This is a genomic window from Dictyobacter formicarum (assembly GCF_016587435.1).
Window position 1 is genome coordinate 80,871 of the sequence record NZ_BNJJ01000013.1, and the last position, 24,719, is coordinate 105,589.

Sequence of the window (24,719 nt, forward strand, 5' to 3'; positions counted from 1 at the left end):
CCAAAGACCAATTAATCACTATTATACAATAAACTCAAGGTCTTTATCTATGCATATCTATATATGCTCGTGCTGATATATGCAGTATTTCGTTTAATCTCATATCAATACGTTACTATTTTCCATGTCATTATAATAACAATACAGGAGGAAAATGCTTTAATACATGATTTTGAGGAGCATCACATCCATATTTTACGAAAACTTATGCAAAAATGTTCGCTCAAAAATTGATACCTTGATACACCCCTGGGTCATACAAGTATCACATTGAGTATGCCACCCTACCGGGTCGGATAATGAGGCAACTACTCTCTGCTACCATACAGACGTACATGTGTTGATCCTACCTTTTTATCCACCCTACGGTGGAACAAACACTATCACGTCCTCACTATACTAATGCTGTAACAACATTGTACTCTAGCTGAGCATAGCGAGAAGGCTTATTTGCACATGTGACCGTAAGAGAAAGGGGCAGACAGAATTGTCAAAAACTTCTCAGCCGAGAAGGTCCTTCATCAAGGATAGTATGTCTTCCTGTCATGCTGCTTGACCCAGGCCTGGCTAGATTTAGCAGGCCATACATGCGAAGAGTAACGATGGGTTATCCTGCGCAAAATCTAGTCATGTATGAATACAACGCTAATTAAATGGAGGGTATACGACCATGGAACAAACTGATGAACTGCTGACTGTCCGGGAGGTCGCACGCCGCTTACGCGTGGATGATACAACGGTACGTCGTTGGATTAAACACGGCACTCTGGAGGCTGTCTCGCTTCCTCATGTTGGCAAGCGTCAGGCTTATCGAGTACGCCGTAGCACAATTGATACGTTACTCAATCAACCAGCCCTACCCGTATAGAATTCACAACCAACGAAGAAGGGTATCCTATCTGGGAGACCTTCTTCGTTGGTTGTAAGCTATATCGATCACGCAGGGGTGGTGGCATGAAGAGGTGTTGCAGTCAATTCGAGGAAATATTGTTCCAGACTGGTTTCGCGCCGGCGAATCTCGGTTGCGTAGATGCCGCGCTCAGCAAGAAAAGCATTCACAGCTCCCGCCTGTTCCATTGTAGCCTCAACCTCCAATAGCTGCCCTCCTGGCGGCGTCCAACCAGTATTTGTTGGAGCTGTCACAATCCGAGCATGGCGCATCCAGCGCAGGTCCCCGTCTGGCTGTGTATGTAAGAGTAACTCGGCCTGCTGTAATAGAGTTGGCTCTGCAAAGCCAAGTAAAATACATTGTTGCTCGGAAAGAAGGTCCTGTACATTACCCTGTACCAGCAATTTACCACGCTTGATGATAGCCACCCTTGAGCAAACCTGTTGGATCTCATGTAATTGATGGCTCGATAACAGGATAGTAATGCCCTGCTGCGATAAACGCCCAATCAGTTCGCGTATCTCAACGACTCCGGCTGGATCAAGTCCATTGGTCGGTTCGTCTAAAATAATCAGCTGTGGGTAGTGAACGAGGGTGGCGGCCAGGGCCAGGCGCTGCTTCATGCCCAGCGAGTATTTACTATAGCTGTCATTGGCGCGCGTGGCCATGTCGACTAGTTCGAGCACTTCCTCAATACGCTCATCGGTCGTCTGATTGTTTGCCATACAGCCAAAGGTAGCAATACCACGCAAATTCTCACGGCCAGTCAAAAAAGGATAAAAGACAGGTTGTTCGACAATAGCTCCCATATGATGTAAGGCTCGATAGCGTTGCTTCTCGTCGCCCATAGCATACCCCAGCGTAGTGACCTGTCCCGACGTTGGATGAATCAATCCTAAGAGCATGCGAATCGTCGTAGTTTTACCTGAACCATTGGGACCAAGCAGCCCGTAGACATCTCCACGATATATCTCGATGCCCAGATGATCAACGGCAGTAAAGGTATCGAAACGCTTGGTCAACTCTTCGGTCCGTAATACAACCTCAGCATGCTGCGATGGTCGTTGATCATGACTGGGTATCTTTGGCAGATCGCCCATACACACTATGTCCTTTCCTCAACCGTGTGCAGACGTTCTCCTCTATCATCCATCCAAAACATTAACGGGACTGCAAGGAGGCGCGCAGTTTGGTGCAGGCGCGATAGTAATACGTTTTGGCCGTGGTCATTGGCATCTCTAAAACTTGCCCAATCTCTGAAAAACTACATTGATAGAGATAACGCAATAAAACAACTGAGCGGAATTTGGTGGGCAGCGCTTGAATAGCCTGCTGAAGCGCGTGCTGCATATCATGATATTCCGCGATCTCTTCCGGCAAGGGATGGGTATCTGGAATGGCTGCCAGTGGAGGCATCTCTTCTTCTTCAGATTGCCACTCTAAGGCGGAAAACAGCGTTACTCGTCTGCGTCGCCGCTTGCGCAATTCATCACGACAACAGTTCTGGGCCACGCGAAATAACCATGGTTTAAGCTGCTCTCCCGTTGGAAGATTAGGCAAGGCAATATATAACTTGAGAAATACCTGCTGCAACACATCACAGGCCTGATCATACTCACCCAGGTGATGATAAATAAAGCGATAAAGCATGGTGTGATAACGTTCAACCAGGGCCTCAAAAACAACCTGATTGCCAGCTAACACTTCACGTACCAGGACACCATCAGAGAACTCTAGCCATTTAGAAGGAACGTATTCTTGCTTTTGCATGAGAAGATCCTTTCTATCAAACGCGTCCCTTTGCGAAGTCGTTTGGTTATCATTACCAGAGGACAGTATGGGTGCACTACAGCAATACATTACAGCACTGTCTCTTTTTTCCCTTCTCCCGCGTTACCATATATTCGTGTGCTTGCTCAGAAGTGTAGCGGATTGTTGAGGAAATTTCATCCTCCAAAAGGACGATTCATCAACTACTGATCTCATCCACCACCCTCCAACGCGTAGAAGTTGCAATAACAGCTATTGTATATATTCAGGGCTTACCCCAAAACTTTTAACTCAAGGCGATAATTTTAAGATAAGATAAAGCAACAAGAAGAAACCTGCACCTTGCAGGTTTCTTCTTGTTGCTTTATCTTATCTTTTACACTTATATAAAAGTTATTGCCGCTTTTCTATAATAGAATATGGTGGATAGGATGCACAGATTGAAGATATCGCTTATATTCAACATATTCATGCTATGCCCCACATGTCAATCTATAGTTGGAATTACAACTTGCAGTCGAACAAACAGCTCATAGTTACATGAACAGGTATGAATAACACAATTAAATGTAGCATACTACGAACCGCTTTTTTTAGCTATGCATTTAACGTAACTTCCAAACAAAAAAAGTCATATCTATTTCATAACCCATCCAAAATCTCTTTTTATAAACCTTTACAAGTCTTCATCAATATTATACAATATTTATACAATGTACTTGTATGAAGATTCTCATACATCTTTTTTTTGAAACTTCACAGGGGTAAGTCGAAATAACAGGTAGGAGGAGCCCTATGAGCAATTTATTAACTGTATCGGAAGTGGCCCGCATTCTACGCGTTGATGATGCAACAGTGCGCAGATGGGTAAAACAGGGTGTACTAGAGGCGGTAGTGCTACCACATGTGCATTCCAGACAGGTATATCGTATAAAGCGCGAAACCCTGGACCGAGTTCTTGGTGACAACAGCATTCAATAATGTATCTCTACCAATATAAAAAAGGATATTCCAGGCTATTGCAACGGCGCGCCAGCTGCTATGGCGCCTGAGTAAACACAATCGTACCTTCTCTATTGTGTGCCTGTTCATCGTCTGATTTCGCTCCCACAAGCTTGACTTCAGATGATGGGTGTTTCTTCGCTTTGGGGGATAAGCGAAGAACAAATTTTGAACTCAGCGGTTATTTATCATGGGCGATAAATAACACTAATACTCTCACCATTAACTTCACATATCATATCAAAAAAATTCGTTCTATTTCTCTTTTTATATCATTTCTCATGGCAATATCTTATTGCCGCATTTAATACTTGACAAACAGCAAACCAGATGTTATTACTTACATAAGTAATGCATAACTAACTCCCGGTGGTCATAGTGTAGTGGTTAGCACCGGAGGCCGTGACCCTCCTGGCATCAGTTCAAATCTGATTGATCACCCCGACCTGCTAACAAGCCAAGCTTGCTTTCACTCATACCGGAAGGTATAATAACTGAAGTGTTACCCATTGCATTTGTTTCGGGAGATTTTTGCTTTGAGCAATAACTATACAGGTGGATCCGAAGGTGGAACATTGAACAATGGCAGTTCACCGATTAGCCGTCGCGAAGCGCGTGCTAATAGCAGCACTGGCGCTTTGCCGCCGCTGGGTATGTTAGGCATTGAACGTCCAACATCACCAGGCGGATTTGACTTTGAACAAATGGTGCTATCACTGAAAGATCTTTTCGAAAAAGATCGTCAGGTTGCCAGCCAGTCAGATGCGACGCGTTGCGGAATCTGCTATCTTCACTTTCGCGTCAACGAACTTCACTATCGTGAGGAAGGATTCTATGTGTGCTCCCATTGTGAGCAACAACTGGGATCTCATCGTCTAACAGTGTTACGCAAGCAACAAAAACTGTAGGTTTATATATAACTCGCTAGCCTGGGGGCGCTGACGCCCCCATTCTTTTTTTATGGGTTGTTGCAGCACATGCGCATCTGCGCATGTGCTGCAACAACCCATAAAACGTTTTGAGCGCCGTAGGTGCGTACCGTCATAGGTGCTGACGAGCATGCTGGGGGCCTGATCTTCTCCTCCTCCTTGCCTCAGCTTGAGGGCACGAAACGCATGTTTTTCAAACACTCTCTCAACGAGAGATAAAGGGCGCGGCCTCTCCCATCCTCATCAGGGAGAGGCCGCGCCCTTTATCTCTCGTTTATTGTCTATTCGGCTAAGACTGGCTCGCCTTCTTCAAGGTCGCCTTCTCTTACTTCACGCAGGTCTTCGGGGCTATCCAGTCGATCGATAAAGAGGATACCATCCAGGTGATCGATCTCGTGCTGGAGGATACGTGCAAACCAGCCTTCGGCATTAACCCGAATGGCCTTGCCACGTACGTCCTGTCCCTTCACAACAATTTTGGTCGCGCGACGAATATTTTCACCGATATATCCCGGGATACTCAGACAGCCTTCGGGTCCTTTTTCCTCACCCTCCGCTTTTACGATCTCAGGATTAAAGATTGCCACCTTCCGATCTTCGTATTCAGCTACAAAGACACGAATTGATTGTGCAATTTGCGGCCCTGCCAGTCCCACACCGTTAGCTGCACGCATGGTCTCAAACATGTCTTCCACCAGCTTTGGCAGCGATGGATCAAAATGATGGACCTTTTTGGCTTTCTGGCGTAGAATTGGATTTTCAGTGGTAATAATTTTCCGAATGGCCATAATCTTCTCAATACCCCTACACAACACGCTAGCAAACTATCAAAACATTAGTGTTATAATTGACCTTAATCGTATCATACCAAAGGGGTAATGCGCAAACATGTTGGAGACCATCACTTCTACCATTGAGGATCATCATTTATTGCCAGCGGAGGGTGTTGTGGTTGTAGCTGTGTCGGGAGGCGCTGACTCGCTGTGCTTGCTGCATGTGCTCCATCAACTCTGTGGCCCCGCTAAACGCTATCCGCTGGTGTCCTTGCATGTGGCCCATTTGAATCATCAGTTGCGAGGTCAGGCGAGCGCACAAGAAGCTGAGGCGGTGGCGCACATCGCCCGTGCCTGGCAGATTCCCGTAACGCTGGGCAGCGTGGATGTCGCCAGCCTGGCGGCTCAAGAGCATCGCTCCCTTGAAGAGGCGGCCCGGCTGGCCCGCTATCGCTTCTTACGCGAGGTGGCGCAGGGACAGCCTATCGCGGTCGCCCATCATCTTGATGACCAGGTGGAAACGCTGCTACTCCATTGGTTACGCGGCGGCGGCATCGCCAGCATGGTGGGACTCCAACCACGGCAGCAGGATATTATTCGTCCTCTGCTGGCCGTCAGCCATGCGGACACACTGGCATACTGCGCACAACATCAGCTTGTGCCAGTTGAAGATGCAAGCAATCGCGATGTGCGCTTTCTGCGCAACCGTATCCGCCACGAGCTCCTACCTCTACTTGAGGCCATGAATCCTGGTTTCCGAGACACATTGCTGCGCAATGCCGAGGTACTGCAGGTAGATTTTGCCTGGATTAACGCACAGGTAGACCAGTGGTGGCCACAGATTGTCTTACAGGAGCAGCCAGATCAGGTACAGCTATCTATCCCTCCTCTGAAGTCGCTCTCCCCAAGTTTGCAACACCACCTGCTACGCCGGGCTACCGCCCATCTATATGCCGGCCAATCCCCTCTAGAGGCTCGCCACTATCAGTTGCTGGGCCAGTTGTTGCAACGGCCAGCTACGCGCGAGGTTGTGACCCTACATTTACCACAACATCTTCACACCATACGCAGAGGTGATATACTAGTCTTCAAATGTATTTCTGAACAAGCAAGCGAAGATAAAAAAGAGTCACCTCTTCGTGAGGTGGCCCTTCCGTTATCAGCTCGCATAACTGTTCCAGGCACCTCTTGGATCGCACAGACCGAGTGGGTGCCGGAAAATATCACCAGACAGGTACAAACAGCCCTACGTCAACAGGACTGGTCAACAGTCTGGAACATTTTACCAACAACACCGCATACTGTCTATGTGGATGCAGATACACTTACAGGAGATCGTTCTGCTCCAGATCTGCGCGTGCGCACGCGCAGGGACGGAGATCGTATTCAACCGCTGGGCATGAAGCAGGAGAAAAAAGTCAAAGATGTTTTGATTGATAAGCATATTCCACGCGAGGAGCGGGCACAGCTGCCACTGTTCTTTTCAGGTGCACGTTGCATCTGGTTAGGTGGCGTCCACCTCGATCACCGCGTACGCTTGACTGAGACGACGCGCAGGATCATTCGCTTGTCAATCACCCATTCATTATGATAAATAAAAAGAGGAACACATGCATCAAGATATCGAAGAAATTCTTATTTCAGAAGAGCAATTGCAGGCTAAAATTACTTCCCTGGGACAGCAAATCGCTCATGATTATGCAGGCAAAAACCTGCTCTTACTGGGAACCTTAAAAGGAGCCGTCCCTTTTATCGCCGATCTGGCCCGTGCCATTGACCTGCCGCTGGAAATCGATTATATGGCGGTTGCCAGCTATGGGAATACTACCCAATCCAGCGGTATTGTGCGGATCATCAAAGATCTAGAGGGTCCAATTGACCAGAAACATGTGCTGATAATTGAGGATATCATTGATAGTGGCCTTACCCTGCATTATTTGGTCGATCTACTCAGGCGCCGTAATCCGCTTAGTTTGAAGATCTGTTCCCTGCTCAATAAAGAGCGCACTCGTCTCAAAGATGTGTCCATTGACTACCATGGCTTTACCATTCCCGATAAATTTGTCGTTGGCTATGGCCTCGACTACGCTCAGCTCTACCGCAATCTCCCCTATATCGGCATTCTAAAGCCGTCCGTCTACTCCGAAACCACCCGGCCCGAAAAACAACATAAAAGCATGGCCGAAGAATTTTAAAATGCATGTAAACAAAGAAGGCTGATCCGCAGTGTGCTGCGGATCAGCTTTTTTTAATGCAAGTGTACTATCTTCTATCCTTTGACGCTACCGATGGTCAAGCCGGATTTAAAGAAGCGTTGGGCTAATAAGAAGACAATTACCAGCGGCACGGATATGATGATCGATGTGGCTGCAAAGTAACCCCATGGGGTACGGAAGTCTCCCTGGAGGCGATAGAGACCCAGGATAAAGGTGAGGTTTGAGCCGGTGTCGTTAGCGTTCAGAATGTAGTTGGCAATCGCAAACTCGCTCCACCCACCAACAAAAATCAGGAGTCCAGAAGCTGCCAACGCTGGTGCCGCCAGCGGCATGATCACGCGCCAGAAAGCCTCCCACTGACTGGCGCCATCAATGATAGCAGCCTGGTCTAATTCAATTGGCAGCGTATCAAAGTAGCCTTTGATATTCCAGCAGCTAAACACAATCGAGGTTGCCACGTATATCATGGACAGGCCAAACAATGGCGCACTATCCAGGAGATTGAGATACTGCAGCAGATAATAGTAGGCGCTGATAACCAGCAAGCCTGGGAAGGCCTGTAAGACCAGCAAGAGGTCAAGGGACAGCTTACGACCTTTAAAGCGGAAGCGCGAGAGCGCATAAGCACCTGTCATGGAAAAAAAGAGCCCGACCACTGTGGACAAACCGCAAACAAACAATGTGTTGCCCAACCAGGCCAACAGGGGCTCCTGCGTAAAGGCATAGACGTAATTATCCCAGCTGGGATTAACCGGCAACAGGTGCAGATCTGTCGTGTACAGGTTCTGGCTACCGGCGAATGAAGCCTGCACTACAAAATAGATCGGGAACAGCGCAAAGATCGCCATAACGATCAGAAAGATATAGATCAGGCCGAGTTGAAAAGCGGTCACCACTTTACGGCGGCGTATCCTGGCGTCAATACGAGCACGATAACGTTTGTGCTCGGCCGTCTCCACAGGCAATACAATATTATCTGTGGCAGAAACTGGCTTTGGGGTCGTGGTGGCTGTAATATTTTTGCTCATGCCGTCGCCTCCCTTGGGGAACTACCCAATGTGCGCGTCAGGAATGTTACTGAACCCAGTACAAGAAAGACCAGAACAGCAAAGGCGGCAATCTGTGCATAATGAATGTTGCCAGCATTCTGGCCTAGAACTTTATTATAGATATACACCATGACAAATGAGGTGGCACCTGGTCGGTCGGCACTGGTAATTGGACCACCCTGTGTGATCAGGTAAACTACTCCGAACATCTGGAAGGTGGTAATGGCGCTCAAAATAGTGGCGGGGGTAATGGCTGGAACCAACAATGGCAGTGTCACCGCACGGAAGCGCTGCCAGGCATTAGCGCCATCAACGTTGGCAGCCTCTCCCAGCTCCGCTGGCACGCTCTGTAGCGCACCTAAAATGACAATGGTGAAGAAAGGATAGGACAACCAGACGTTCACCACTACTACGGCAATAAATGCCCAGATGGGATCAGTTAGCCAGGGGATGCCAAATTGAGGGCCAAAAAAGACACGTCCAATCTGGTTGAGGGGACCAAAATCATAGTTGAAGAGGAACTTCCAGATCAATGAGGTGATCGCGTATGGGGTCGCCCAGGGAACCAACAATACAACACGCCAGAAGGCCAGACCCTTGATTTTCTTATTATTGAGTGCCAGCGCAGTCGCAAGTCCAATGAATAAGAATAATGTGATGCAGACCGCTACATAAAACAAAGTGATTCCTAATACATAGATTAAATCGCTATTGACAACGCTAAACCAGTAGGTATAGCTGTTCAAACCCGCAAAGTTGTATTCGTTGTTGAATAGCGTATTGTTGGTGAACGAAAGATAAATGGTATAGATAATTGGAGTGAGGTTAATAACTGCAATGGTCAGCAGCATTGGTAGCAGGTAGAGAAAAATTTGTGAACGTTTGACTCTTAACATGGCTACTCGCTCCTTCTGAGAACGTCAGGTACACTCAGCATAAGAGTAGGGCCTTTCTGTATTTAGTAGAGAGTGTCCGACTCCCATATCCATCGCGGTCTCTCTGCCTCACACTTTGCACCAACATAAAAAGAGATTAGGGAGCGTCAGCGCCCCCCAGGCTGACGAACAGCGCACTTCCCATCATACGCGTCTTCTTACGGCATGAGCTCCTAGACTCTGAGACTCAAAAACGCTTCCTTGTGTTGGTGCATCGGGTGCGCACCGCGCACCCGATGCACCAACACATAAAACCAGCGCGGGTGCGCATGCACCCGCCCGTGCGGGAGCGACCAGGCTCCAAGGCACTGGGAGTCGGACACTTTCTTAAATCCTGACGGATTAAGAATTAATACCTTTGACGCCCTGCTCGGCAGCTTTCTGAGCGGCACTGAAAGCCGTATTTACGGACTGGCTACCTGACCACACAGCAGTCAGAGCATCCTGTATAGGCTTCCATAGAGCGGACATGTAAGGTGTGTTTGGCAGTGGAACACCAACTTTGACCTGGGCCGAGTAGGCAGAGATAGCGACATTCTCGGTCACCGCTTTGTCAGCAGCGGCGGCGGCATTGGCTGGAATCTCGCTGGTGGCTTTGATCATGCTTAGCTGATTGTCTTTGTTGGTGTAGAATTTCATAATGTCGGCAACGGTTGCTGGATCTTTAGCGATCTTGGTCATCCAGAGCGATTTCACACCAACGAACGGGGTGGCTGGTGTGTTGCTAGCAGTTATGGTTGGCAGCTGCGCAAAACCAATGTCCATTTTGGCTTTGGTAGCATAGTCCGCATAGGACCATGGGCCATTGATGATAGCGGCAGCTTTACCCTCGGTGAAGAGAGAAGAAGCAATATCAATGCTGATCTGCTTTGGCAGATATGGGCGGAAGGAGCTGATGAATTGAGCAGCCTCAAGGGATTTGGAGGAATTGATGCCAACCGTTCCATCTGCGGTGACGTAGTTACCGCCGAAACCATAGAACCAGGGAGCATTGAAGTAGGCATCTTCTGTCGGCCACACGATCCCATATTTGCCCGGATTTTTCTGCTGGAAGGTTTTGGCGAAGTTCAGCATATCGTCCGTGGTCTTGGGTATATCTGTATCTTTGACCAGCTTTTTGTTGTACATCATGGTGATGGCTTCGGTGGTCTCAGGCACGCCGTAAATTTTGCCATTGTAGGTCACGGCCTTGGCAGCGGCAGGTGTGAAGGTAGAATTAATATAATCGGAGCTCAAATACTGATCCATTGGCACAACCATGCGGCTGGCAGCCAGCTGGCCCAGTGAATCATCAGCCCAGGCAATAATGTCTGGTCCATTGCCGCCTTTCAGCGCGGTAATGGATTTGTCAATCAGTTGATCCTGCTCTACCAGCTTAATGGTGATATTCGGATGCTGCTTGTGATAGGCGTCAAAGATGGCCTTCTTGGCATTTAAATAGTCCCCCTGCCAGCCGTGCCAGATCGTGATGGTCTCGGGTTGATTTGATGGGCCCGAACTTTTCGAGGTGTCACCACTACCACCACATGCCGAAATCAACATGGCACACAGAATGGCCAGTGAAAGGAAACCAGTGATCACGCGTTTAGATAACATGATCTAAATCCTCCAAATATATTTAAGCTTAAGCTTTTGCGAGTTTACGCCTATAGGCGTAACACACCATGTCCTGATAACCTTATGCCTAAACAAGGCACGGAAAGTTAGCGCGAGCTGTACATCAGCTTGCAAAAGAAAGTTTGGGAGTTAGCTATTCCCGGCTTGAGTCTAGTCACTAACAACCAGGAGTCGGCATAGCTTGCACATGTGAAAAAGGGAGTAATGTGTGTATACATTGGTCTGTATACATGCAGCGTGCGTATAAGAGGTATATATAATTGGCTTCATGAAGCAACCACATCCACGGGTGTGCGCCAATACACAACAACGTCTCAGTCATCACCGCAACACTGCTGTACCAGAGCCCAAAGAATACGAAATAGTTACTCCGATTGACCAGTATCAACCTGGTTCAATTCTTTTTCAATGCTCTGACTTACCAACGTTAGATACTCTAAGAGCATTTTTTGTTTAGAAATATCCAGCACGCTCATCAACTCACGAATACGTAAGGTATGTTGCGTGTTGATCTTCTCACGTAAACGGCTTCCCTCCGCTGTTAGCGTGATCAGGGTAACCCGACGGTCCTGCACACTTGGAACTCGCTTGACTAGCTTAAGATGCTGCAAGCGATCAATAATTCCTGTGACATTGCTTTTATCAGTTATCAGCAACCGACTCAAATCAACCATCGAACGACCATTTACTTCATCTAAATACTGTAATGCCCAATACTGCCTGGTACTTAAACCATAATCAGCGAAAAAACGATTGTCGCTATCATCTAATAAAATGAACGTTTTGGACAACAACTGATAGATCTCAAGTTCGATGCCAGCACCCTTACTAACTGGACCCATGGATATCACCTTTCCCATTTCTCCAGGGAAGATCTGGTAATTTCTATTGAAAAGTATACCGACAAACAGTTTGATTGTCAACTATTGATCAGTAAATTTTCTACCAAAAAACTATTTTTGTGATATGCAGCATATCTCAGCACCTAATGGGGGCAAGCTTATTTCGACCTGGCCATTATGAATTGGCAACAACGCCTGATCCTCTTGCCTTGAAAGTACTGCGCGCAGATAAACAGGCATTGGCCCGCTATTCTTTAACATATCATCTAATTGAACGTATACACGCGCCGGTTGTTCGCTATTATTCAGCACCACTAACACACAATCTTCATCATTATATCGTATATACGCACCAACTTGTGCTGAATCTACATCAGAATCGACAGCAATTTGCCGCCGTTTTCCGGTCCGCAGCACACGGTATTGATGACGTAACGCGATCAATCGACGATAGTAGGCCAGCATATCCTGGTCCTGTTGCTCTCCCCAGGCCATGGGTGCGCGACAATAGGCATTCTCTTTATGCGCATCATCGCTCTGCGACAGACCAACTTCAGTACCATAATAGATAATTGGGGTCCCTTCAAGCGTCATCTGGAATGCCGTAGCCAGTTTCAGACGGTCGCGCTGCCCATCCGCCAGCCAGAGGAAACGATGCATATCATGGTTGTCTACTACCACAGCCCTGATCATACTGGGGGGAATCTCCTGGCTATGGGTATCCAGGAAGCTCAATAGTTCTTGCAGCGTGTTGCTACGCAGGGCAAAGGTGCGTCGCAGCATAGCAGACAGAGGAAAATCCATAAAGCCATCCATGCGACCTGCGTAGTCAACGATTTCTGACATTGGTGATGTGATTTCGCCAATGGTCAGGGCTTCCGGGTGCGCTGTTTTGATCGCCTGCTGAAATGAAGTCCAGAAGGCGTGTGAGGGTCCCGATACATAATCCAGACGCAGCCCATCTGCACCATAATGCTCCAACCAGTAGAGAGCGGCCCCATTGAGGTATTCACGCACCTCGGGTTCGTCTGTGCTCAGTTCGGGCATGGTATGGACCATAGCGTAGCTACGATAGGTGTGGGGGGGCTCAATTTCTGTAAAGTTGTACCACCGGGCATAACGACTGGTAGGATTATTATAGGCATCGACAAAAGCAAAGTGCTCGTCAGAGGTATGGTTGGCCACAAAATCTAATAAGACGCGCATGCCACGCCGGTGGGCCTCTTGGATCAATTGTTGCAGTGTTTCATCCGTACCATAACGCCTGGCGACATGATGATAATCAGACGGATTATAACCATGATGACTGGGACTTTCAAATAGCGGGGAAAGCCAGAGGCAATTCACGCCTAAGGACTGGATATAGTCCAATTTTTCGATAATGCCGCGCAGTGTTCCCCCAAAGAAATCTGTAATGCCGCAGTTCTCTTCACTGTGCAAAGGAGCTTCATCCTGAGCCGAGCTAAAGCGATCGACAAATATCTGATAGACGATGGCCTCATGCCACCACTCTGGCGCTTCCCAGCGATCAACATGATAAGCAAAGCAGCGCCCTTTCTTTTGGGCCACGGTCACAGGATCCACACGGTCAGCATACCAGTGTAGAGAGGAATCACTCAGGCTCCAGCCATCCGCACGATAGCGGACCAGGGTGCCGTCTTTTTGGGCTGGTATGCACACCTGCCAGATGCGAGCCGTCTGTCCTGTCTCGGCATTATAATGCTGCTGTTCCAATAGCTCGGCAAAAAGCACCGTTCCCCGCTCGACAATCCCTCTTTCACCAGCAGGTTCGGTGCCATCTGTGGTGTAATATACTGCCACCCGCTCAATGGGCTTATTAACATTAACAAACAGTGAAATCGTGACGGCTTGCCCGGGCTGAGGATCAAGAGGCTGTATCTGACTTAAATGAGCCAGTCCATCTTCAATCGCAGCATCGAAACGTCGCTTGTGCACAGAAGTATATGGGGAAAAAAAGAAGTCTATAAGTTGAGTCATTCCGGCACTCACCTCTTCTTCGGGTACAACCAGATACGCTGGGTACCATCATAATATCGTTTGCAAGACAACAGTTGACTTGTCAACTATACCTAAGTCTAATGATTTTAGCTAGTTTGTCAAGCTATGACATTCTCAACTATGCTACAATGGCCTTGTCCAACCTGCTGACAATATCTATTGAAAAACGGCCGGTTGCATACATGTAGTACGCTACAATCGGATGGGCGCCACCTGGAGAGCATACGTTGTCTCTTATAGCTGACATGGCACAGTTGCCGTGTAGTGAATGGTGGTGTAGCAAGCCGCAAGCGAGCTGCGTTTCTGATTGCTTTTCATACATATCAATAGAGGAGATTTTGTAATGGTATCTGTTGGTGTTATTGGAAGTGGTGCCTGGGGTACGACACTGGCGCTATTGCTGGCTCGTAACGGCATCTCTGCCACAATCTGGGATCACCGGCCAGAGCGGGCCCTTGAAATGCAGCGCGCTAGAGAAAATAGCATGTTTCTCCCAGGTATACATTTTCCAGAGGCCATACGTGTTACCTCAGATAGCGCGGAAGTGGTGCACCAGAAAGATCTTTTGTTATTAGTGACCCCTTCGCAAAAATTGCGGGATAATCTGCGCATCCTGGCTCCTCATCTCTCGCCTGAAACGATTCTGGTAAATGCCAGTAAGGGAATTGAGATCAATAGTCTGCAGCGGATGACCGAGGTGATCGGGGAAGAAATACCAGGCTCACACCTGCGTATCGCAGCGCTCAGTGGTCCTAATCTGTCTCGTGAGGTGGCCGAAGGGAAGCCAACGGCAGCCGTGGTCGCGGCCTATAATCCTGAAGTTGCCAGGACGGTTCAAAATATTATAAACTTTAACACCTTTCGTGTGTATACATCCAACGATGTCATTGGAGTAGAATTGGGTGGCGCACTCAAAAATATTATTGCCATCGGTGCCGGTTTCAACGATGGGCTGGGCTATGGAGAAAACGCTAAAGCTGCGATCATTACGCGTGGCCTGGCTGAGATTTCTCGCCTGGGTGTCGCGGCCGGTGCGAATCCCCTGACCTTTGCTGGCCTGGCAGGTATGGGAGATCTGGTGGGAACCTGCGCCAGTCCGTTGAGTCGCAACCAACAACTTGGTCGACGCTTAGCCAGTGGCGAGAAACTGGCCGATATCCTTCAATCCACCCATAGCGTAGCAGAAGGAGTCTCAACAACGCAGGCTGCACTACGGCTAGCAGATCGTTATCATGTAGAGATGCCCATCGCCAAACTTCTGAGTCAGATACTCTTCGAAGACTTAGATCCGCGTCAAGCTGTACTGGAATTAATGATGCGCGATCCTAAAGGAGAGTTGGAAGGATCCTTTTAAGCATTATTTAAAGAAGAGAAAGAGTATGTCACAAGCACAAATACAAACTTTTGCTTCCTGTACCCAGGCCACGTTCCCTGCTGTATTACAGCGTTTTCAACATGCGCTTCGGCTCCTTGGCAGTAATGATCAACAGGTGTTGTCCTGGATAACAGATATCACCTGGCCCAGGAATGATAATGATGCCTTTGGCGATATTTATGCCGCCCCCCTACGCCTGGCGCCGCCCGCCGCGCCAACGATTGAGTGCGCTGGCATAGAGGTTTCGCTCTATACGCAACCAGCTATTCCTAGTCTGGAAGAATTACCATCCTGGATTGGTTTTAATCTTTTGATTGAGAGCGAACAGTTACAGGAAGATATTCCCGCCCCCTATACGCGAGAAGCAGGGGAAAGCATCTGGAGCATCCTGCAAATACTGGCCAGAGACTTTACAGAAGTGGGGGCATATTTTACCAATGAGTGGCAGGAAAATCAGGTCTGGCGAGCCATTGTAGAAACGGCGGGTGATCCCTGGGTCTTTGATCTGGGTATTTTTCCACGTAAGCTGGCCACACACTTTGAAATGGTGCCAGCTGGCTTTAAGGGAACCTTGACCGACGCTGGTTTTGGCTTTGCCCAGCTTAATCGCTGGCAGCAATTGCCCTGGGAACAAACGGCCAATTCATAGCGTCAGGAGTAAAGCAGGACGCAACCAAAACTGCTATCCGGCTTCTCACTAGTTACTATATGATATACTTGAGTATCCGATTTTTACGTCCACTCATGACCAGGAGAACAGCGCGCACAACAAAACACTTCAGCAATTAGTTAATTTTTAGGGGTTGCTTTTTGTCGAGTACCCTTTGAACGTGGCCAGGACATCTAAAACCAGAAGGCGAACCTATTATTTTGATTTTATTACGTGGTTTCTTTCAACAAAACGTGGTCAACGTTCCGATCGTAGAATTAAATGGAGAGGATCGAAGGTACGCGGGCAACCTTTACTTCTCTGTCGCACCCATTCACGTACAATCAAGAGCTTGAGAACTTTTAAAGGAGACAGACATATGGGACATCACATCCTGGTTGTTGATGATGATGAGGGAATAACCGAGGTCGTACAAATTGTACTGGAGGGCGAGGGATACGTTGTGCGTACCGCGACCAATAAGGATGAATTACAGAATATCATCAATGATTTGCCCGACCTTATTTTATTAGATGTGCTTTTATCAGGAGATGATGGTCGCGAGATCTGCAGAAAACTTAAGAGTGATGGGGCTACCAAACATATTCCCGTTATTATGCTCTCAGCACATTCAGATGCCAGTAAAGTGGCCGATGCAGGCGGAGCCGATGATTTCCTGGAAAAGCCTTTTGATGTTGATGTGCTAATTGAGATCGTGGCCAGGCATCTTTCTTCTTCGCAGCATGTGCCTAATTAAGGCGTTTTTTCTTATCCTCCCTTTGTGGGCGGGCGCATACGCCCGAGCTCATTTTTATTGTGGTTTTTGTGCCTTCGGCCCCTGACGATTTGCGCCTTCGGCGCTCAAAAAGATTTAGAGTGGGTTGCGAAGTGCGCCGAGCGCACTTCGCAACCCACTCTAAAGAACGGTGCAGACGCGCCTGCACCACTGAATTAGAATAGCTCGGGCGCGGATGCGCCTGAGCTATTCTAATGGGTTACTTCCTGGCCGGGATGCCAGCGTAGGTTGGGCTTGCGGGCCGCCAGGGCCTGGTCGAGGCGACCAATCACGGTTGTATGGGGGGCCGTCTTCACCAGTTCAGGATTGGTACGGGCCTCCTCAGCGATCTGGTGCATCACGCTTACAAAGTAGTCTAGCGATTCCTTTGTCTCGGTCTCCGTTGGCTCGATCATCATAGCTTCTGGTACGATCAAAGGGAAGTAGATTGTTGGAGCATACATGCCATAGTCCAGCAGGCGTTTGGCGATATCGGTTGCCGTCACACCATGCTCTTCCTTTTGCTTGCGCGCAGTAGCCACAAACTCATGCTGGCAGGTCAGCGGATAAGCAATCTCATAGTCGGAGGCAAGCTCCTGACGCAGATAGTTGGCATTGAGAATAGCGCTTTCAGAAACATGGCGCAAACCATCGGGACCATTAAAGCGAATATAAGTGTAGGCCCGTACCAGCACGCCAAAGTTGCCCAGGTTGGCGCGTACCTTGCCAATGGACTGTGGTCCAGCCTCTTCCCAGTAGTAGCCCTCTGCATTCTTGGCGGGCAAAGGTCCAGGCAGGAATGGTACCAGATGGGATTTCACACCGATCGGGCCTGCTCCGGGTCCACCACCACCGTGAGGCGTGCTACAGGTCTTGTGCAGGTTAAAGTGGACCACGTCAAAGCCCATATCACCGGGACGAGTAATGCCGAGTACGGCGTTAGCATTGGCCCCATCATAGTAGAGCTGTCCGCCAACCTTGTGGATCATGCGGCCAATTTGCGCGATATTGGCGTCAAACAACCCCAACGTATTAGGATTGGTCAGCATAATGGCTGCGACGTTATCGCCATGGGCATCCAGCAGGGTCTTCAGGTGATCCATGTCGATGCCGCCGGTCCGATCATCGCTTTTAACTTCAACCGCTTTATAATTGGCCAGGGTAGCGCTGGCTGGATTGGTGCCGTGAGCGTTATCAGGGATCAACACCAGATTGCGGTGACCCTGTCCCTTACTTTGATGATATGCTTTGATCAGCATTAATCCAGTTAACTCGCCATGAGCCCCCGCCGAAGGCTGCAGGGTAACACGAGCCATACTGGAAATCTCTGCCAGGTAGCGCTCAAGCTCATACATTAATTGGATCGCGCCCTGCACCGTCTTGACGGGCTGCAAAGGATGGATATGCGCAAAACCTGGGAGCGCAGCCATATCCTCATTCAGCTTGGGATTATATTTCATAGTGCAGGAGCCAAGCGGATAGAAACCTGTATCGACTCCGAAGTTACGTTGCGAGAGATGGGTATAGTGGCGCACAACCTCTATCTCACTGACCTCTGGCAAGGCTGCTGGCTCCTCACGCAATAGGGAGGAGGGGACCAGGCTATCCAACGGCTCGACTGGCACATCCATGCTCGGCATGGTGGCTCCGCGCCTGCCCGGGGCGCCCTTTTCAAAAATTAATGACTCTACGCTCATGCCTGCACCTCTTTCAGCACACTGACCAGGGTATCGATATCCTCTTTTGTACGCGTCTCTGTTACACAGAAGAGCATATAATTGTCCATGCCTGAGTAGCTCTCAGCCAGCGGATAACCGCCGATGATACCGGCCTGCTCAAACAATTGCTCCATCCTGCTGGTAGAGACCGGGCACTTGATAACAAATTCATCAAAGAAGGGACCACTGAAGGCTGCTTCAAATCCTGAGAGAGCTGTAATCTGGCGGAAGGCATAGTGGGCTTTCTGCAGGCAGAGCTGGCCCAACTCCTGGAAGCCCTGTTTGCCAATGGCGGCCAGGAAAATGGTTGCTCCTACGGCCAGCAAGGATTGATTGGTACAGATGTTGGAGGTAGCACGATCGCGTCGAATGTGCTGCTCACGCGTCTGTAGCGTCAGCACATAACCAGTCTGCTTGTTTTCGCCTTCTTCAATGGTCTGTCCTACCAAACGGCCCGGAAGGAGGCGCATAAATTTCTGCTTGGCAGCCATAAAGCCGAGAGCCGGGGCACCATAGCTCATGTTGTTACCCAGACTCATCATCTCACCTACCGCTATATCAGCATTGTAAGCTCCTGGAGGGGCGATCACCCCCAATGAGGCTGGTTCGGTAATCACCGACACAAACAACGTTTTTCCTTGATGCGCAATCGGTTCAATGGCACGCACATCCTCAACACAACCAAAGAAATTGGGTTGCTGAACGACAACCGCGGCCGTGTTTTTGTCGACCGCCGCCTTAAGGTCCGTCAGGGAGGTCACACCATTTTCCAGGCCAACTTCTTTAACGCTAAAGCCACGCGCAAAAGCATACGTGTGCAGCACCCGGCGATACTGGGGATCCACGCCTGCCGAGATCACAATTTCGCCACGGCCACCAGGACCCAGCGCCATCAAAGACGCTTCGACCAGTGCCGTTGAACCATCATACAGTGATGCGTTAGCAATATCCAGGCCCGTGATCTGGCACACCATGGTCTGAAATTCATAGATAGCCTGTAACATACCCTGGCTTACTTCTGGCTGATAGGGAGTATACGAGGTCACGAATTCAGAACGGTTCTGTAAATGGGGCACAACACTAGGAATAGCACGATCATAGGTACCGGCACCGAGAAAAGAGATGGTTGTATCCAGGCTTTTATTTCTGGCTGCCATCCGACTCATCAGGCGCTTCAGGTCCGGCTCAGGCAGCGCAGGCGGCAGGTCAAGAGCATCGTTCAAGCGCACCTCAGAAGGCACGGGCGTCAATAAATCTTCTAGCGAAGAAAGGCCCAGGCGCTCCAGCATAGCCTGCTGCTCTTCTTGCGTATTTGGCACATAGCTCATTCAGTGAACTCTCCCTTGGGTTTAGAAGCTCCCCGGACTCTGGCTTCTTCTTTAATGATGCGCAAGGGGAGCCACTACGATATAACCAAAGTAGCATAATAAATAAGGTGCCTCACATTCTTGTACTACGATGGAATTTTTGAGTACCTCTTGCGGCAAACCTGTTGACTAATATCAGAGGAAAACAACACAAGTGAGTAGAAAGAATATCCACGTATGGCATCGCTATACATCGAAGCCCAGAGAACGAAGCACATTTATATGCTAATTATGTTCTTTCAATGGTTGCTACTATTATAGCGCATACACGTGCTACATATCCAAAAACATATAGAGAAATAGGAATGTTATGGAAACTTTGCCCATAAAAAGGCAGGGGTGCATGCGCCCCTGCCTTTTTATGGGCAAAGGTGCTCTTTCGAGAGCATTTGAAAAGCATGCGGTTCGCGCCTTCGGCGCTCAAAAAGATTTAGAGTGGGTTGCGAAGTGCGCCGAGCGCACTTCGCAACCCACTCTAAAGAAAGTCGCGGGCGCGTATGCGCCCGCCCACAAGGGGCGCTGACGCCCATATCTTTTTAACGGACCTGTAAATATTGGAGATATTGATTTACGTCCATCAAAGCATCAACCTGGGATGGGTCAGAAAGTTTGACTCTCAACATCCAACCGCTCTCGTAGGGATAGTCATTAATATTTTCAGGATGATCTTTCAGATCTTCGTTGGCGCTGATAATATCGCCGCTCACAGGTAAGACCAGTTCTGAGGTAGCTTTGACCGACTCGATATCGCCAAATTTCTCCTCTGCAGCAAAATGCTGGCCACCCCCCCAGGGTAGCTCAATATAGACAATATCGCCAAGCTGGTCCTGGGCATAATCAGTAATGCCGATTACTGCCTCGTCGCCCTCCACACGTATCCATTCATCAGTTTTACTATATTTTAGATCAGCAGGATGATTCAGGCTAGCCATCGTTTGTTTCTCCCTTTCTCAGGACGGTTAGTGCTTGATTGAGTGTGTGAGTGAATGAGTGTGTCGACCACTCGGATGTATGCTTTTATTTTCGCTTATAAAAGGGCAAGGCCACAATCTGAGCAGGAATACGTTTGCCACGGATCTCTACAAAGATAGAGGTTCCGGGGATGGCGTAAGCGGCATCTACATATCCCATACCAATATTTTTCTGGACGGTTGGACCGGGGGCTCCACTGGTAAGGCGACCAATCTGTTGCTCACCTGCATAGAGGGCGTAGCCGCCGCGTGGGACGCCGCGTTCCAGCAATTGAATGCCGACCAGCAGACGCTTTGGACCTTGCTCTTTGACCCGTTGTAAGGCTTCGCTACCGATGAACGCCCCCTTAGCCAGTTTGACCGTCCAGCCCAGGCGAGCTTCCAATGGATTGGTCTGCTCATCCAGTTCGTGGCCATACAGACACAATCCGGCTTCCAGTCGCAAGGTATCACGCGCACCCAGACCCGCTGGCAGCAATCCCTGCGGCTGGCCGGCCGCCAGAATGCTATCCCATAACCGGACCACGTCGGCCGAGGCACAATAGAGCTCAAAGCCATCTTCGCCAGTGTAGCCTGTACGCGAGATCAGGCAATGGATGCCTGCCACCTCGCCGGGAGCAAAGCGGTAATAGCCTATTCCCTTTACATCAATTTCGGTCAATGGCTGCAAAATCTCTGGCGCCAGCGGACCCTGCAAAGCGATCAAGGCTGTGGTATCCGATTGATTTGACAGCGAAACGTGCTGGAACTGCTTTGCCTGTTCTTGCACCCAGGCAAAATCTTTGTCGATGTTGGCCGCATTGACGACCAGCATGTAGTGATTCTCCGCCAGGTGATAGATGAGCAGGTCATCTATCACATTGCCATTAGCCAGACACAACTGTGTATAGAGAGCCTGCTGAACTGCCAGGCGTGAGACATCGTTTGGCACAAGATACTGCAAAAAGGGGAGCGCATCCTGTCCTTCTACTTTAAACTCACCCATATGGCTTACATCAAAGAGTCCTGCCCTGGTGCGAACTGCCTGGTGCTCATCCAGGATTCCACTATACTGTACCGGCATCTCCCAACCACCGAACTCCACCAGGCGCGCTCCCAGGACGCGATGTCGCTCATAAAGAGGGGTTCGTTTAAGTTGTAAGACGGCGTTGTCATTCGTTGTCATTCCCAAATACTCCAGTACGTTTCAATGGACATAGCTGCTTTAGCTTGCGCCTCCAAGCAGCGCTTGATGCGAAAGCAGAAAATAACTTGTACCTGTCCACTATATCAGATTTTTTGGGGGATCACAATAAAGCTGAGAAATGAGCAATGTTAAGGCGCGGTTTGATGAGTTACTGCCAGCTGCGCCATTAGAGGGACCAGATTAGAGACAATAGGAGTTCCCAGACCCGTGGTGGCATCCCACCCGGGAGCGGCCTTATATCCATGCAGCATAACAATAGTATTGTTAGCGGATTTCAGATTAACTGCGTTATCCCCGTCGACGATATCATGGAACGCACTCTGATACCAGACGGGCGTACTTCCAATCTGATACAGCAGTGGATTGATAAAACCTAATCGTTGATTGGCATATTGATCCGCTATCGCCACAATGGCCGCCCACTGAGGCGTACCGGCGCTGGTACCACCAAAGCTATACATGCCACCGGGACCATGATCGCCATCAGACCAGACCACGACTACACCGTGATTGGTTGAACTATTATAGGCAACATCTGGCACGCCACGCTTCTCACCAATGGCCGTGATGTGGTCTTGATAAGCAGGTTTTTGATAGACAGCACTGAAACCGCCACCACTGGCAGATCTAACGGCAGGGTCGCTCCAAACCGTCTCGCTCTGGTAGGTGCCCATCTTTACATCAGCATTCAGGGTAGTGCCACCTACGCCAGTGACCAGCGGATCAGAAACTGGGATCGAGGCAGCCTCATTCCAGGACTTGTTATCGCAGGTCGGTTCGCCAGTTCCACTATCGCCTGACGAGGACAGCAATGTTATGCCACTCCTGGTTGCCTTCTCAAAAGCTTCATGCCAGGCTTTTAAAACGTCCGCCGTTGCACAATCTTCGCTCTCACCAAAGCTCATCGAAATAACGTCGCCTAAATCATGATCAATCGTATAATTTAAAACGCGAATCAAATCTGGATCATTCTCGCTTTTCGACTCGACCAGCGTGATGGAGGCATCTGGAGCCATCGCATGGGCCCATTCGACATCCAACGAGATTTCGGCGGCCCAGGTCTGCTGGGTTGTATCATGACTATCCCAGGCTGGCAGAGTATCCGGGGCAATGATCTGTAATGATAGCGGCGGCAGGCCAAAACGCGCATCAAAATCACCAACGTCATCACGCAGGTGCGGCGCCTGGTAGGCATCGATAATAACAATAGTGCGTCCCTTACCAGTAAAGCCATTCGCAAGTAACGGAGCAATACTATAGGCAGTGCGCACCTGGTCCACACCATAGCAATATTTATTAACCTCACTGGATTTACAGTTATAAGCCAGTGGCCCATCTACCCGACCAAGGTAGCGATGGAAGGGAGAAACAGTAACGAAATGGGGAATTACGTTCCCCACCACGGCATAAGTAGCGGCCCCCGAGGAGAAAAGTAGAGCCATCACAAGGTTTAGTCCGAGCACATAAAACCAGACTCCACATGGAAAACGACGAGGTATATTGAGTAGCTGCATCAGAATAATATCCTTCTGGCATTGTTTTCTTTCACACGACCACCACCAGCAACGGAATATGCCATTCGAAAATGCTAGGTGTGTAGCTACTCTGAGTATAGTAGAGAAAACAACACACCACATTCTATTTAAGGATATCTTCGCGCTATCTATGAGATATGACGACGCTGCTCAACCTGGGAGAGTGTGGGAATGCCACTAATGCCAGTTCGTTCGATTGAAAAAGCGGCCACGCAATTAGCAAAATCAACGGCCTGCGCGGGATCGCGATGGCGATAGAGATGCGTCAGAAAAGCGGCCGCAAAGACATCGCCCGCTCCTGTAGGATCAACTTCATGCGCGCTATAGGCAGGAAAACGCTGAGGCTGACCCTGTTGGAATAAGGTTGCCCCATGGCGACCATCGGTCGCCACCAGCAACGGCACAAATGTACTCCAGTGGGCCAGTAAACGATCCGCCTCACTACGATTGCCCGAGGCAAAGGGCAACAGATCATCGTGGCTGAGAATCAATACATCCAGGGAGGGCAAAATCTTTTCCGCTTCTTGCCAGGGCGTTGGCCAGACACGACCATCGGCGTCCCAGCGCCTTAGCCAGCCCTGAGGAGTAGCGGCCAGCAACGTACCTGGACGACGAGGAAAGTGGGTCACCATATCAGGTCGCAGCTCCTGGGTCAGAGGACCAAAGAGAACGATGCCCGCGCTATTGCGCCAGTCGAGGGGAATATCGGCTTCGGTAATATCTACGCCTCGCCCATAGAGGTACTGGGTCCGAAAACCTTCATGGTAGCGATTAGCAAACGTGGTCGTTTGAGGAGAAGGGCATACCTGTAATGCAATCTCCGGCAAAACTGTCGGTAGAAGCTGAGCCACCTCAGCGTCTGCACACGTCACGATCGCCGCAGCCAATCCCAAATGATAGGCGGTCTGGGCAGCGAAAGTAACGGTTCCTCCAAGAACAAAGGAACCATCGACCTGCACATCTCGTGTGACATGGCCGAGCGTTAAAAAATCAGGTTGTCGAGACACAGACAATCATCCTCAAAATTTGTACTCAGAGGTGCAAGCTCCGAACCTATGGTGGCGGGGTCGCTCGTCAAGGGTTCAAATCGGGGGCAAGCCCC

The 24,719-nt window shown here is 49.3% G+C and carries 22 protein-coding genes; 8 read left to right on the forward strand and 14 right to left on the reverse strand.

Features of this window, described 5'->3' with window-relative positions; translation table 11 throughout:
* The first annotated feature begins 670 nt into the window (after window positions 1–670).
* On the forward strand, window positions 671–868 hold the full coding sequence (locus tag JMI88_RS22260) for a helix-turn-helix domain-containing protein (protein ID WP_126596251.1): 198 nt from the start codon (window positions 671–673) through the stop codon (window positions 866–868).
* Window positions 869–936: 68 nt separating this feature from the next.
* Here the strand turns inward: JMI88_RS22260 and JMI88_RS22265 are convergent, their stop codons facing one another.
* Window positions 937–1,989, reverse strand: a complete 1,053-nt coding sequence (locus JMI88_RS22265; RefSeq protein ID WP_201364179.1) for an ABC transporter ATP-binding protein — start codon at window positions 1,987–1,989, stop codon at window positions 937–939.
* Window positions 1,990–2,050: 61 nt separating this feature from the next.
* Complete coding sequence (locus JMI88_RS22270) at window positions 2,051–2,659, reverse strand: RNA polymerase sigma factor (RefSeq protein ID WP_201364180.1); 609 nt, start codon at window positions 2,657–2,659, stop codon at window positions 2,051–2,053.
* Between the two features lie 795 nt (window positions 2,660–3,454).
* Between JMI88_RS22270 and JMI88_RS22275 the strand changes: the two genes are divergently transcribed.
* Window positions 3,455–3,640 carry a helix-turn-helix domain-containing protein gene (locus tag JMI88_RS22275; RefSeq protein ID WP_126596249.1) on the forward strand — a complete coding sequence of 62 codons (186 nt, stop codon included), beginning with the start codon at window positions 3,455–3,457 and terminating at the stop codon, window positions 3,638–3,640.
* A 557-nt stretch (window positions 3,641–4,197) separates the two neighbouring features.
* Complete coding sequence (locus JMI88_RS22280; protein ID WP_201364181.1) at window positions 4,198–4,569, forward strand: hypothetical protein; 372 nt, start codon at window positions 4,198–4,200, stop codon at window positions 4,567–4,569.
* Between the two features lie 302 nt (window positions 4,570–4,871).
* Here the strand turns inward: JMI88_RS22280 and def are convergent, their stop codons facing one another.
* Window positions 4,872–5,378, reverse strand: coding sequence for a peptide deformylase (def, locus tag JMI88_RS22285; RefSeq protein WP_201364182.1), 507 nt, complete (start codon window positions 5,376–5,378; stop codon window positions 4,872–4,874).
* Window positions 5,379–5,478: 100 nt separating this feature from the next.
* Between def and tilS the strand changes: the two genes are divergently transcribed.
* Together tilS and hpt are read left to right on the forward strand one after the other, a co-directional pair.
* Complete coding sequence (gene tilS / locus JMI88_RS22290) at window positions 5,479–6,954, forward strand: tRNA lysidine(34) synthetase TilS (protein WP_201364183.1); 1,476 nt, start codon at window positions 5,479–5,481, stop codon at window positions 6,952–6,954.
* Between the two features lie 19 nt (window positions 6,955–6,973).
* Complete coding sequence (gene hpt / locus JMI88_RS22295) at window positions 6,974–7,558, forward strand: hypoxanthine phosphoribosyltransferase (protein WP_201364184.1); 585 nt, start codon at window positions 6,974–6,976, stop codon at window positions 7,556–7,558.
* Between the two features lie 74 nt (window positions 7,559–7,632).
* Here the strand turns inward: hpt and JMI88_RS22300 are convergent, their stop codons facing one another.
* The 5 genes from JMI88_RS22300 to JMI88_RS22320 form a co-directional block, all read right to left on the reverse strand.
* Window positions 7,633–8,607 (reverse strand): sugar ABC transporter permease, encoded by a 975-nt coding sequence (locus JMI88_RS22300; RefSeq protein ID WP_201364185.1) that lies wholly within the window; start codon window positions 8,605–8,607, stop codon window positions 7,633–7,635.
* Window positions 8,604–9,524 (reverse strand): carbohydrate ABC transporter permease, encoded by a 921-nt coding sequence (locus JMI88_RS22305; protein ID WP_201364186.1) that lies wholly within the window; start codon window positions 9,522–9,524, stop codon window positions 8,604–8,606. The genes JMI88_RS22300 and JMI88_RS22305 overlap by 4 nt, the downstream gene beginning before the upstream one ends.
* Before the next feature lie 381 nt (window positions 9,525–9,905).
* The gene (locus JMI88_RS22310; protein WP_201364187.1) at window positions 9,906–11,159 is read right to left on the reverse strand and encodes a sugar ABC transporter substrate-binding protein; all 1,254 of its coding nucleotides are present in this window, start codon (window positions 11,157–11,159) and stop codon (window positions 9,906–9,908) included.
* A gap of 386 nt (window positions 11,160–11,545) precedes the next feature.
* Window positions 11,546–12,022: a MarR family winged helix-turn-helix transcriptional regulator gene (locus JMI88_RS22315; protein ID WP_201364188.1), complete on the reverse strand. Its 477-nt coding sequence runs from the start codon at window positions 12,020–12,022 to the stop codon at window positions 11,546–11,548.
* Window positions 12,023–12,133: 111 nt separating this feature from the next.
* The gene (locus JMI88_RS22320) at window positions 12,134–14,020 is read right to left on the reverse strand and encodes a glycoside hydrolase family 13 protein (protein ID WP_201364189.1); all 1,887 of its coding nucleotides are present in this window, start codon (window positions 14,018–14,020) and stop codon (window positions 12,134–12,136) included.
* A 364-nt stretch (window positions 14,021–14,384) separates the two neighbouring features.
* Here JMI88_RS22320 and JMI88_RS22325 point away from each other — a divergent pair, with 364 nt between their 5' ends.
* The 3 genes from JMI88_RS22325 (at window position 14,385) to JMI88_RS22335 (ending at window position 16,822) form a co-directional block, all read left to right on the forward strand.
* On the forward strand, window positions 14,385–15,395 hold the full coding sequence (locus JMI88_RS22325; RefSeq protein WP_201364190.1) for an NAD(P)H-dependent glycerol-3-phosphate dehydrogenase: 1,011 nt from the start codon (window positions 14,385–14,387) through the stop codon (window positions 15,393–15,395).
* A 25-nt stretch (window positions 15,396–15,420) separates the two neighbouring features.
* Window positions 15,421–16,065, forward strand: a complete 645-nt coding sequence (locus JMI88_RS22330; RefSeq protein WP_201364191.1) for a hypothetical protein — start codon at window positions 15,421–15,423, stop codon at window positions 16,063–16,065.
* 379 nt (window positions 16,066–16,444) lie between these two features.
* A complete protein-coding gene (locus tag JMI88_RS22335; RefSeq protein WP_201364192.1) occupies window positions 16,445–16,822 on the forward strand; it encodes a response regulator in 378 nt (125 codons plus the stop codon).
* A 230-nt stretch (window positions 16,823–17,052) separates the two neighbouring features.
* On the opposite strand, the gene gcvPB is transcribed toward JMI88_RS22335, so the two are convergent.
* The 6 genes from gcvPB to JMI88_RS22365 form a co-directional block, all read right to left on the reverse strand.
* Window positions 17,053–18,537, reverse strand: coding sequence for an aminomethyl-transferring glycine dehydrogenase subunit GcvPB (gene gcvPB / locus JMI88_RS22340; RefSeq protein ID WP_201364193.1), 1,485 nt, complete (start codon window positions 18,535–18,537; stop codon window positions 17,053–17,055).
* Window positions 18,534–19,886: an aminomethyl-transferring glycine dehydrogenase subunit GcvPA gene (gene gcvPA / locus JMI88_RS22345; protein WP_201364194.1), complete on the reverse strand. Its 1,353-nt coding sequence runs from the start codon at window positions 19,884–19,886 to the stop codon at window positions 18,534–18,536. The genes gcvPB and gcvPA overlap by 4 nt, the downstream gene beginning before the upstream one ends.
* A 575-nt stretch (window positions 19,887–20,461) precedes the next feature.
* Window positions 20,462–20,857, reverse strand: a complete 396-nt coding sequence (gene gcvH / locus JMI88_RS22350) for a glycine cleavage system protein GcvH (protein ID WP_201364195.1) — start codon at window positions 20,855–20,857, stop codon at window positions 20,462–20,464.
* A gap of 85 nt (window positions 20,858–20,942) precedes the next feature.
* Entirely contained in the window at window positions 20,943–22,061 is a 1,119-nt protein-coding gene (gene gcvT / locus JMI88_RS22355; RefSeq protein ID WP_201364196.1) for a glycine cleavage system aminomethyltransferase GcvT, read from the reverse strand.
* 149 nt (window positions 22,062–22,210) lie between these two features.
* Window positions 22,211–23,596, reverse strand: coding sequence for a S53 family peptidase (locus JMI88_RS22360; protein WP_201364197.1), 1,386 nt, complete (start codon window positions 23,594–23,596; stop codon window positions 22,211–22,213).
* A gap of 149 nt (window positions 23,597–23,745) precedes the next feature.
* Entirely contained in the window at window positions 23,746–24,624 is an 879-nt protein-coding gene (locus tag JMI88_RS22365; protein ID WP_201364198.1) for a PfkB family carbohydrate kinase, read from the reverse strand.
* Window positions 24,625–24,719: the final 95 nt, after the last annotated feature.